This window comes from Microbacterium sp. K35, assembly GCF_004794375.1.
In the GTDB taxonomy this organism is placed as follows: domain Bacteria; phylum Actinomycetota; class Actinomycetes; order Actinomycetales; family Microbacteriaceae; genus Microbacterium; species Microbacterium sufflavum.
Genome location: NZ_SSDM01000081.1, coordinates 1 through 10,959 on the forward strand (window position 1 = coordinate 1; position 10,959 = coordinate 10,959).

Below are 10,959 nucleotides of genomic sequence, written 5' to 3' on the forward strand. Positions count from 1 at the left end.
ACCGGGCGGCTCAGGTGCGCGCGGCCGGACGCACGAACGCCCACGCGGCGACCGCGGCGACGGCGGCCGCGAGGGTCATGGTCACGGCCATGGTCATGGCGTTCGTGCCGCCGACGCCCGCCGCGGCCGGGGCCAGCACGGGCCCGAACAGGAAGGTGGACATGCCGAGCAGGGCCGATGCGGTGCCCGCGCGCGAACCATGGTGCGCGAGCGCGAGGGTCTGCCCGTTCGGGCCGCCGACGCCGGAGCACAGCATGAAGCCGACCAGGGCCGCGATCACCCCGGTGACCCCGGTCCCGGCGACGGCCAGCACCAGGAAGGTCGCGGTCGCCAGCAGCGTCGCGGTGCTGCCGCCCAGGTACACGCGGAGGGGGCCCCACCGCCGCACGACCAGCCGGCTCGTCTGGCTGCCCACGATGCTCGCGAGCGCCCCGGCCGCGAACGCCAGGCTGAACGCCTGCGGGCTCAGCCCGAACTCGTCCTGCAGCACGAACGACGACATCGACAGGTAGGTGAAGAACGCCACCCCGCCGCCCGCCGAGGCGCACAGCACCGCGGCGAACAGGCGGTCGTGCAGCACGGCGCCCGCGTGACCGCCGAGCGTGCGCAGGCCGCCGCCGTGCCGGTCGTCGGGGTGCAGCGTCTCGGGCAGGGCGAACACGACCACGAGCAGCAGCACGACCCCGACCGCCGCGAGCACGCCGAAGATGCCGCGCCAGTCCATGACCCGTGCGAGCTGGCCGCCCACCACGGGGGCGATGATCGGGGCCGTGCCCGAGACCAGGAACAGCAGCGACAGCATGCGCGACAGCTCCACGCCCTCGAACTGATCGCGCGCGACCGCGAGGCAGATGACGATGCCCGCCGATCCGGCGAGACCCTGCAGGAACCGCGCCACCAGCAGCAGCTCGATGCTCGGGGCGACCGCGCACACGGCGGACAGCACCGCGAACGCGGCCACGCCGACGAGGAGCGGACGCTTCCGGCCCAGCCGGTCGCTGAGGGGACCGGCGATGAGCTGCCCGAGACCCAGGCCGATCATGCACGCCGACATCGTGACCTGCGCGAGCGCCTCGGTCGTGCCGAGCGACGCCGCGAGCTGCGGCAGCTGCGGCAGGTACAGGTCCATCGACAGCGGCCCGAACGCCTCCAGCATCCCGAGCACGAGCATCGCCCGGAGCGTGCCCATGCGGGCGGGCTCCGGGCGCGCCGGGATGCTCATCCGCCCGGGCGCAGCACGCGGCGCAGCCAGCTCTCCCGTGCCGCGACCGCCGCCAGCGACACCTCGGCCTCCGGCGAGAACCCGGAGAAGCCGTGGTACCCGCCGGCCCACACGTGCAGCTCGGCCTGACCGCCGGTCGCCCAGATGCGCAGCGCGTAGTCCACGGCCTCGTCGCGGAAGGTCTCGGCAGCCCCGACCTCGATGAACGCGGGGGCGAGTCCGGACAGGTCGGTGGCGCGTGCGGGGGCTGTGTACGGCGAGACCCGGTCGGTGAAGCGGTCGTCTCCGGCGATGGCGTCCCACGCGGTGTCGTTGTTGTTGCGGTCCCAGGCGCCGAAGCCGTCGTACTGCCGGGCGGACGGCGTCTCGTTGCGGTCGTCCAGCATCGGGCAGCCGAGCAGCTGCCCGGCCAGCCGCGGTCCGCCGCGGTCGCGGGAGAGCAGGGCCACCGCGGCGGACAGCCCGCCGCCCGCGCTCTGCCCCGACGCGATGATGCGGTCGGGGTCGATGCCGAGGTCGTCGGCGTGCGCGGCCATCCACTCCAGCGCCGCGTAGCAGTCCTCCGCCTGCGCCGGGCCCGGATGCTCCGGCGCGAGGCGGTACTCCACCGCGACGCCGACGACGCCGTGCCGGTCGGCCAGGTCGATCAGCTCGGCGGTGCCGAAGAAGCGGGTGCCGAGCACCATGCCGCCGCCGTGGATCGACAGGACGGCGGGCGCCGGCCCGGTCGCGGGGGCGGACGGCCGCACGATCGTGACCTCCAGGTCGGGCGCACCGGCGGGGCCGGGGATCACGCGGTCCTCCCACGTCACCGCCCTGCCCTCGGCCTGCACCGCGATGGGCGGGATGATCGTGGCGAAGTGGTCGCGGTTGGCGTGGATGGTGTCGGCGCGCAGCGGGATGCCCTCCACGAGCTGCACGAACGCGTCGAGCCCGGCGACCAGCTCGGGGTCGTACGGCACGGGAGCGGGCGCGGTCATCGGGCGGCCCGCCAGATCCGGCGCAGCCACGACGACCGTGCGGCGAGGGCGGCCCGGGTGATCTCCGCCTCCGGCATGTACATGTCGAAGCCGTGCGCGCCGCCGCCCCACACGTGCAGCTCGGCCTGGCCGCCCGTGGCCCAGATGCCGAGCGCGTAGGCGGTGTCCTCGTCGCGGAAGGTCTCCGCCTCGCCCACCTCGATGTACGCGGGGGGAAGACCGGACAGATCGGTCGCGCGGCTCGGGGCCGCGTAGGCGGGGGCCTCGTCGCTGAACGCGAGGTCGTCGCCGAGCACGCACGACCACGCCAGCAGGTTCATGTCGCGCTGCCACGTGCCGATGCCGTCGTACTGCAAGCTGGCGACCGAGGTGTTGGTGTTGTCGATCATGGGGCACAGCAGCAGCTGCCCCGCCATGACCGGGCCCTTCCGGTCGCGCGCCAGCAGGGCGACCGCGGCCGTGAGCCCGCCCCCGGCGCTGCCGCCGCCGACGACGAGGCGCTCCGGGTCGATGCCGAGCTCGGCGGCGTGCTCGTGCGTCCAGACGAACGCCGCGTAGCAGTCCTCCACACCGGCGGGGTACGGGTCTTCCGGGGCGAGCCGGTACTCCACGTTCACGGCGACCACGCGGTGCTCCGCGACGATGTCGACCACGCGCGCGGTCTCCCACGAGCGGTGGCCGACGATCATGCCGCCGCCGTGGATGTTCACGAACCCGGGCAGCACCTCGGTCGCGGAATCCGCGGGGCGGAACACCGTGATCTCGATGTCGGGTGCGCCCGCGGGGCCGGGGATCACGCGGTCCTCCCACACGATCGGGCGGCCTGCGATCACGGTGTCGTTGTCGGGGAACATCCGGTCGACGCCCTCGCGCGGCAGCGTGTCGCGGGTGAGGGGAGGCTGCGGGTTCTTCGCGATCTCGTCCAGCACGGCCTGCACCTCGGGGTCGAACGGGACGGGCGGGACGGTGGGGTGTCCGGCGGCGGTGGCGGTCATGTCTCTCCTCAGTGGGGCGGGGGCGGCGTGGGGCGGGGGCGGCGTGGTGCGGGGCGGGTGTGCGGGGGTCCGCGGACGGTGTCAGGGGCCTTCGGGGTCGACCACGCCGCGGTCGGCCCAGAAGGGTTCGACCAGGCGGCGCAGCTCGTCGGCGCCGATGCGGTCGACGAGGTCGGCGGCGTCGAGGTTCGCGTGCAGCTGCGCCACGCGGGAGGCGCCGAACAGGGTGGTCGTGAGGGCGGGGTGCGTGAGCGTGAACGCGATGCCGAGCTGGGCCGGGGTCGTGTCGAGCGACTCCGCGAGCGCCGTGAACGCCGGCACGTCGGCGATGATCCGCTCCCGGATGTCGCCGGGGTCGCGGCCGATCTGGCGGTCGCCCTTCACGTTCCCCGCGAGCACGCCGCCCTCCAGGCAGTCGGAGGCCTGCAGCGTGAGGCCCTGCTCCCAGAGCCGCGCGAACGGCTCGCCGTCGGGGATCGAGCGCCGTGCCACGCTGTACTTCAGCTGCGCGATCTGCGGCCCGGGCACGCCCTCCGCCGCGGCGAGGTCGAGCAGGCGCTGGATAGACGACGCCGACCAGTTGTTCACGCCCCACGCGCGGATGAGTCCCGCATCGGCGAGGCGCGCGAGGTCGAGCACGAGGTCGCGCAGGTCGAGGTCGTCGCGGCGCAGGTCGCCCAGGATCACGAGGTCGGCGTGCTCCACGCCCACTCGCATCAGGGCGTTCTCGAGCTGCGGGCGGAAGCCGTCGTCGCCGAAGGCCTCCAGCCACAGCTTCGACGACAGCAGCCACTCGTCGCGGCGCAGACCCGCCGCGCGCACCATGGCCGAGAAGATCACGTCGGTGAACACCGGAGGGGCGCCGGGCGCGGAGTACACGCCGACGTCGAAGAGGTTCACGCCGCGGTCGGTCGCCTGGCGCAGCAGCTCGACGGCGTCGGCGAAGTCCATGCGGTCGTAGGTGTGCCACGAGCCGAGCGAGAACAGGGAGGCGTGCAGGCCGCTGCGGCCGATCTCGCGGCGGGGGAGAGGGGTGGTCATGGTGCTCCTCAGAGGCTCGGGTCGATGACGGCCTTGACCTCATCGAGGTGGTGCATGTGGGCGATCTTGGCGGAGGCCTCGGCGAGACCGACCGGGGCGCTGAACAGGTCGTCCCAGGGGAAGCGGTCGGCGAACGCGGTGAAGAAGTCGATGGCGCGGGCGTAGTCGGAGATGTCGCCGTTGAGCGAGCCGACGACCGTGAGCTCCTTGCCCATGATCGTGCTGAGGGGGAAGCCGTCGCCCGCGGGGCCGGTGGAGCCGACGATCGCGATGGTGCCGCGCTGCGCCGCCATGCCCACCGCGTCGGGACCCACGCTCGGGGCGCCCGCGAAGTCGAACACGTGGTCGGCACCGTGGCCGCCCGTGAGCTCCATGACCTGGTCGACGACGGGCCCGTCGCGGAAGTCGACCACGGCATCGGCGCCGAAGCGGGCGGCGAGCTCCAGCCGGGCGGCGGGGGCGCCGACCGTGATGACCTGCCCGGCGCCCGCGATGGTGGCGACGGCGGTGGCGAAGATGCCGAGCGCGCCCGACCCCTGCACCACGACGCGGGAGCCGGGGCGGATGCGGCCGGCGCGCTCGAACGCGCGCAGCACGGTCTTGGCCGCGCAGCCCGCCATCGACGCCCAGGTGTCCTTCACCGCCGCGGGCAGCAGCAGCTTCGCGGCGCCGGGGGTGACGTAGGCGTACTCCGACAGCCCGGCGGTGGCGTACGGCGGCACGTCGGACCGCTGCAGGAAGCCGTAGCCGCGGCGCGAGCAGGCGACGGGCTCGCGCAGCACGACGCAGCCGTGGCACTCGCCGCACGTGGACTCCGACCACCCGATGCGGTCGCCGGGGGAGAGCGGGCGGCCGAGGGCGTCGCGCGTGTCGGGTCCGGTGGCCACGATCTCGCCGACCATCTCGTGGCCGAGCACCATCGGGAGCATGCCGGGGAAGGTCATCCGGCCCTCCCAGATCTCGATGTCGGTGCCGCACAGGGTCGTGCAGGCGATGCGCACGAGGGCGGCGCCCGGCTCGATCTCGGTCGGCAGCGGGAGGTCCTGCAGGGTGAGCGGCTCGCCGTGCGCGGTGAGCACGGCGGCGCGGGTCGTGGTCGGGAGGGTCGGGGCGGGGAGGGTCATGCGGTTCTCCTGTCGCGGGACGGGTGGGGGATCGGGAACGCTCCGCGAGGGGCGGGGTGCGGATCCGATCCCGTGACGGATGCGGGCGGACGGGTCAGACCAGGAGCTGGCCGCCGTCGACCGGCACCGAGACGCCGGTGATGTGGCCGGCGGCGTCGCTCGCGAGGAACAGCACGAGCGGCGTGACCTGGTCGACCTCGGCGATCGTGCCGAGCGGGATGCGCGACTCCCAGGCCGCGCGGGCGTCGGGGTTCGAGGCGAAGTCGGCGGTGAGCGGGGTGAGCACCGGGCCGGGGGCGACCGCGTTCACGCGCACGCCCGCGGTGGCGAGCTCGATCGCGGCGGTGCGGGTGAGGGCGTCGACCGCGGCCTTGGTGGCCTCGTAGTGCCCGAGGCCCGGGGTGGGCTGTCGGGCGCCGATGGACGAGATGTTGACGATGCTGCCGCGTCCGGCCGCCGCGAGCAGTGCGCCGAACACGCGGAGCATGAGGAACGTGCCACGCACGTTGACGCGCAGGGCCGCATCGACCGCGTCGACCGGGACCTCCTGCAGCGTGCCGCCGCCCGCGACGACCCCGGCGTTGTTCACGAGCACGTCGAGCCCGCCGGCGGCCGTGATGCGGTCGGCTGCGGCCAGGACGGAGGCCTCGTCGGCGATGTCGAGGGGGAGGGCGGTGGCGCCGATCTCGGCCGCGACCGCGGCGGCGGCGTCGGCGTTCACGTCGCCGAGGAACACCTCGTCGCCCGCGGAGCGGAAGGCGGTGGCGATGCCGCGGCCGAGGCCGGACGCCCCTCCGGTGACCAGGATGCGGCGCGGGGATGCGGTCATGTTCGTCCTCACTGACGGTGCTCTGACGGGATGAGTCCGTTATATTCTACAACCATAGAAAAACACAACCCCGGTTGCTGAGCGAGGAGCGCAGCGACGAGACGAAGCACGCGAAGGAGCGTCATGCCCGAATCGACCCACCCCCGCCGTCCGCTGCAGACGGGCGGTGCCCCGGTGCCGCCCCTCGCCCTCGGCTCCTGGAACACGTGGGACCGCATGGCGCCGGAGGAGGCGGTCGCGCTGATCCGCCGCGCGGTCGAGCTCGACGCCGGGTTCTTCGACGTCGCGTACTACAACATGGGGCCGCACGCCGAGAACTCGACGACCGACATCCTGTTCGGGCAGGCGCTGCGGGCGAGCGGTGTCGACCGCGACGACATCGTGCTGTGCGGCAAGCTGTGGCTGTGGGACTGGCCGAACCAGGGGTTCCGCGCGCAGCTCGTCGAGTCGCTCCAGCGGGCGGGGCTCGACCGGTTCGACACCCTCGTGGTGGGCGACTACCTCGATGCGCCCGACCTCCCGCGGCTCGTCGCCGACGTGAACGCCCTGATCGACGAGGGTCTCGTCGGCTCGTGGGGCATCAACAACTGGCGCATCGCCGACACCCGCGCCGCGCTCGCCGAGGCTCGGACGCGCGGGCTGGCCGGCCCCGCGTTCGCGCAGCTGAAGTACGGCATCGCGCGGCGGTCGATGGCCGAGGGCGACGCGTACGGGCCGCTGTTCGCCGACGGCACCCTCACCCTGCAGGCGTCCGACGTGTTCGAGGGCGGCATCCTCGCCACGGGCCGGACGCCGCAGCGCAAGATCGGCGCCGACGTGGGCGGCATCCGCGAGCGGATCGCGGCCCTGTACCCCGAGGTCGCGCGGGTGGCGGGGGAGTTCGGGGTGACGCCGGCCGCGCTCGGCATCGCCTTCTGCCTCGCGAATCCCGCCACCGCGAACGTGCTGTTCGGCGCCTCACGGCTCGAGCAGCTCGAGCAGAACCACGCCGCGCTCGCGCTCGTCCGCGACCACGGCCCCGAGGTGCGGGCGGCCCTCTCCGACGTCGCCGTGGACCGCGACGTGCGCGCGGACGGGGTGTGGTGACGGGAGTGGCGAGACGGGATGCTGCGCGCAGAGACAAGCCGGGTGCGCCCGGTGGCATGAGCTGTGCCCGTTGCCGCGGGAAACATGCTTGCGCTCTTTTTCCACACATGTAGACTAACCAGCACGACACATCGAGGTGGCGTCGATCCGGTCTCCCGGTCAGCGGCTCTTCGAACCTTCTTCACCACCCCTGCACCCGAGAGAAGGAACCATGAAACGAATGCCCCTCGCGCTCGCCGCAGCCGTGGCCGCGACCCTCGCGCTCACCAGCTGCAGCGGCGGCGGAACGCCATCGCCCTCCGAGGGCGGCGGCGCCGAAGGCCCCGACGCGCTCAACATCGGCAACTTCCTCGACATCACGTCGTGGGATCCGTCCCTGGCCGACATCGGGTTCGACGGCCCGTATCTCTCCGCGGTCTACGACGCCCTGATCGCCCTCGACGCCGACGGCGACCCGATCCCGTCGCTCGCCACCGAGTGGACCGTGGCCGACGACGACCTGAGCATCGACCTCGACCTCCGCACCGACGCCGTGTTCAGCGACGGCACCCCGGTCGACGTCGACGCCGTGCTCGCGAGCCTCGAGTACCTCAAGGCCGGCGCCCGCTCGGGTGAGGCCTACGTCAACGTCGACAGCTTCGAGAAGGTCGACGACGACACCGTCCGCATCAACCTCACGCAGCGCGACGACACGATCCTCTACTTCATGGGCCTCGGGCGCAGCTACATCGCGTCGCCCGCGTCGATCGAGGCCGGAACGCTCGGCAGCGAGCCGGTCGGCTCCGGTCCCTACGTGCTCGACAGCGCCACCAGCGTCCCCGGCGCGGAGTACCACTTCACCAAGACCGAGGACCACTGGGACGCGAAGACCTACCCCTTCGCCGAGCTCGCGATCTACCCGATCACCGACGCGACCGCCCGGCACAACGCCATGCTCAGCGGCCAGATCAACGTGCAGTACGGCGACGTCGCCAACCTGGAGCAGGCCGAGCAGCAGGGCTGGAACACCGCGCAGCGCGTGTCCGGCTGGGCGGGCCTGGTCATCACCGACCACACGGGGGCCAAGAGCGAGCCCCTCGGCAAGCTCGAGGTGCGCCAGGCGCTGAACTACGCGTTCGACGGTGCCGCGATCCTCGCCGCGGTCGGCAGCGGCGCCGGTGTCGCCACCAACCAGGTCTTCCCCGACGGAGGGCCGATCAACGACCCGTCCCTCAACGACGCCTACGCGGTCAACATGGACAAGGCGAAGGAGCTGCTCGCCGACGCCGGGTACCCAGACGGCTTCGCGATCTCGATGCCCATGTCGCCCATCTTCGAGATGTGGAAGCCCTCGGCGGAGCAGGCGCTCACCGAGCTCGGCGTCACCGTCACGTGGGACAACATGCAGATGCCGGACTACCAGCTCAACGCGCCGAACTACCCGATGTTCATCTCGTTCCTCGCGATGGACGGCAACGACGTCGCCACGGTGGCCCGCCAGGTCACGAGCGTCCAGTGGTTCAACCCGGAGCCCGACTACGCCGAGAACGACGTCATCGCGCCGCTCGTCGAGAAGGTGCAGACCGAACGCGGCGACGCCCAGACCGCGGCCGTCAAGGAGCTCAACGAGGCCCTCGTCGACCAGGCGTGGTGGTCGGTCTGGTACCAGGCGAACAACATCTACTACACGGCGCCCGGCATCCAGCTGCAGCCCGTCGTGGGCATGATGTTCCCGACCCTGCGCTACATCACCCAGGGCTGATGCCCGCCGGGGCGGCCACCCGACACCGGCCGCCCCGGCACCCTTCCCCCTCCGACCCTCCTCACCCCGAGAGGCCCCCATGCTCCTGTTCACGGCGAAGCGGGTGCTGTCCGGCATCCTGCTGCTCGTCGCGGTCTCGATCGGCACCTTCTTCCTGGCGCACCTCGCGATCAGCGACCCGACCGCCTCGCTGCTGGGCACCACCGCGAGCCCCGCGCAGCAGCAGGCCCTGGCCGAGAAGATCGGCCTCGACCGCCCCCTGATCGTGCAGTTCTGGGACTGGTTCTCGCACGCCGTGCTCCTCGACTTCGGCGAGTCGTGGCGCAACTTCCAGCCCGTCGGCGCCCAGCTCGCGATCAAGGTCCCCGTGACGCTCTCGGTGGTCACGTTCGCGACGCTCATCACAGCCGTGATCGGCATCGCGTTCGGCTTGATCACCGGGCTGCGCCCCGGCACCTGGTTCGACCGGATCATCAAGGGCATCTCGGTCGTGCTGTTCGCGCTCCCCGGATTCTGGGTGAGCCTGGTGCTGGTCATGTGGCTCGCCGTGCAGCTGAAGTGGTTCCCCGCGGTCGGCTACGTGCCGCCGACGCAGTCCGTCGAGGGATGGCTGCGCTCGATCACCCTTCCGGCGATCTCCCTCGCGCTCGGCGGCATCGTCGCCGTGTCGGAGCAGCTGCGCAACGCCGTGATCGCGCAGAGCAGGCAGGACTGGGTGCGTACGCTCCGCAGCCGCGGGCTCTCCGCCGGGCGGGTCAACCTGCACATCCTCCGCAACGCCTCGCCCGCCGCGCTCACCGTGATCGCCCTCATGTTCGTGGGACTGCTGTCCGGCGCGATCGTGGTGGAGCAGATCTTCAGCCTCCCCGGCCTCGGCCAGCTCACCAACCAGTCCTCGCAGAACGGCGACATCCCGATGCTCCTGGGCATCACGGTCATCTCCATCGTGTTCGTCGTCGTGATCAACCTCCTGCTCGACCTCGTGCTCGGCTGGATCAACCCGAAGGTGCGCGTCGCATGACCACGACCGACATCCGCGTCGCGTTCGACCGCGCCGCCCAGAAGCGGCGGTCGAGCCTGTTCCGGCGCTTCCTCCGCCACCCCGGCGGCTACCTCCCGCTCGCGATCTTCCTGCTCATCGTGCTGGTCGGCGTCTTCGCGCCGCTGCTGGCGCCCATGGACCCGAACCTCGTCGACCTCGCCGCCGCCAAGGCGCCACCATCGCCCGAGCACCTCCTTGGCGGAGACTCCACCGGCCGCGACATCCTCAGCCGCCTCATCTACGGCACCCGGACGACCCTCTGGGGCGCGCTCATCACGATCGTCACGGCCCTCGTGATCGGTGTGCCCACCGGCGTCGCTGCGGGCTACTTCGGCGGCGTGTTCGACCGGGTCGCCACCTGGATCAGCGACGCGCTGCAGTCGATCCCCGGCATGATCATCCTGCTCGTGGTCGCCGCCGGCAGCCGCAACAACTTCGAGCTGCTGATGGCCACGGTCGGCGTGTTCATGGTGCCCGGGTACTTCCGCATCGCCCGGTCGCAGACGCTCGCGGTGCGCGGCGAGCCGTACATCGATGCCGCCCGCGTCTCCGGGCTCTCCGACGGGCGCATCATCTTCCGCCACGTGATCACCGCCGTGTACCCGCCCGTGATCATCCAGACCGCGCTCACCGCCGGCATCGCGATGGGAATGCAGGCGGGACTGCAGTTCCTCGGCATCGGCGACTCGAACGTCCCCAGCTGGGGCGCCATGATGCTCGAGGGCTTCCGCCTGATGCTCACGTACCCGCTGATGCTGCTGTGGCCCTCCGCCGCCCTCGGCCTCACGATCGCGGTGCTCGCGATCATGGGCTCGACCCTCGCGGAGCTCGTGCAGGTGCGCACGCCCCGGGCCCGCCGCCGGAAGGACGCCGCGGTGGTCGCCGCCGCCGACGCCCCC

Annotated in this window: 10 protein-coding genes; 4 read left to right on the forward strand and 6 right to left on the reverse strand. The window is 72.4% G+C overall.

The window, feature by feature from the left end; all coding sequences use genetic code 11:
- Positions 1-10: 10 nt before the first annotated feature.
- From DW299_RS02205 to DW299_RS02230, 6 genes are all read right to left on the reverse strand, one after another.
- Complete coding sequence (locus DW299_RS02205) at positions 11-1,222, reverse strand: multidrug effflux MFS transporter (protein ID WP_240745292.1); 1,212 nt, start codon at positions 1,220-1,222, stop codon at positions 11-13.
- Positions 1,219-2,202 (reverse strand): alpha/beta hydrolase, encoded by a 984-nt coding sequence (locus DW299_RS02210; protein WP_136029021.1) that lies wholly within the window; start codon positions 2,200-2,202, stop codon positions 1,219-1,221. Before DW299_RS02210 ends, DW299_RS02205 begins: the two co-directional genes overlap by 4 nt.
- A complete protein-coding gene (locus DW299_RS02215) occupies positions 2,199-3,197 on the reverse strand; it encodes an alpha/beta hydrolase (protein ID WP_136035479.1) in 999 nt (332 codons plus the stop codon). The genes DW299_RS02210 and DW299_RS02215 overlap by 4 nt, the downstream gene beginning before the upstream one ends.
- Before the next feature lie 81 nt (positions 3,198-3,278).
- Positions 3,279-4,238: an aldo/keto reductase gene (locus tag DW299_RS02220; RefSeq protein WP_136035480.1), complete on the reverse strand. Its 960-nt coding sequence runs from the start codon at positions 4,236-4,238 to the stop codon at positions 3,279-3,281.
- 8 nt (positions 4,239-4,246) lie between these two features.
- The gene (locus DW299_RS02225) at positions 4,247-5,362 is read right to left on the reverse strand and encodes a zinc-binding dehydrogenase (protein ID WP_136029027.1); all 1,116 of its coding nucleotides are present in this window, start codon (positions 5,360-5,362) and stop codon (positions 4,247-4,249) included.
- A 94-nt stretch (positions 5,363-5,456) separates the two neighbouring features.
- Positions 5,457-6,191 (reverse strand): SDR family NAD(P)-dependent oxidoreductase, encoded by a 735-nt coding sequence (locus tag DW299_RS02230; protein ID WP_136035481.1) that lies wholly within the window; start codon positions 6,189-6,191, stop codon positions 5,457-5,459.
- 123 nt (positions 6,192-6,314) lie between these two features.
- Here DW299_RS02230 and DW299_RS02235 point away from each other — a divergent pair, with 123 nt between their 5' ends.
- The 4 genes from DW299_RS02235 to DW299_RS02250 form a co-directional block, all read left to right on the forward strand.
- Positions 6,315-7,277, forward strand: coding sequence for an aldo/keto reductase (locus tag DW299_RS02235; RefSeq protein WP_136035482.1), 963 nt, complete (start codon positions 6,315-6,317; stop codon positions 7,275-7,277).
- Between the two features lie 211 nt (positions 7,278-7,488).
- Complete coding sequence (locus tag DW299_RS02240; protein WP_240745293.1) at positions 7,489-9,018, forward strand: ABC transporter substrate-binding protein; 1,530 nt, start codon at positions 7,489-7,491, stop codon at positions 9,016-9,018.
- 79 nt (positions 9,019-9,097) lie between these two features.
- Positions 9,098-10,039 carry an ABC transporter permease gene (locus DW299_RS02245; RefSeq protein ID WP_136035483.1) on the forward strand — a complete coding sequence of 314 codons (942 nt, stop codon included), beginning with the start codon at positions 9,098-9,100 and terminating at the stop codon, positions 10,037-10,039.
- A partial coding sequence (locus tag DW299_RS02250; protein WP_136035484.1) for an ABC transporter permease occupies positions 10,036-10,959 on the forward strand: 924 nt, incomplete at its 3' end. The genes DW299_RS02245 and DW299_RS02250, both read left to right, overlap by 4 nt.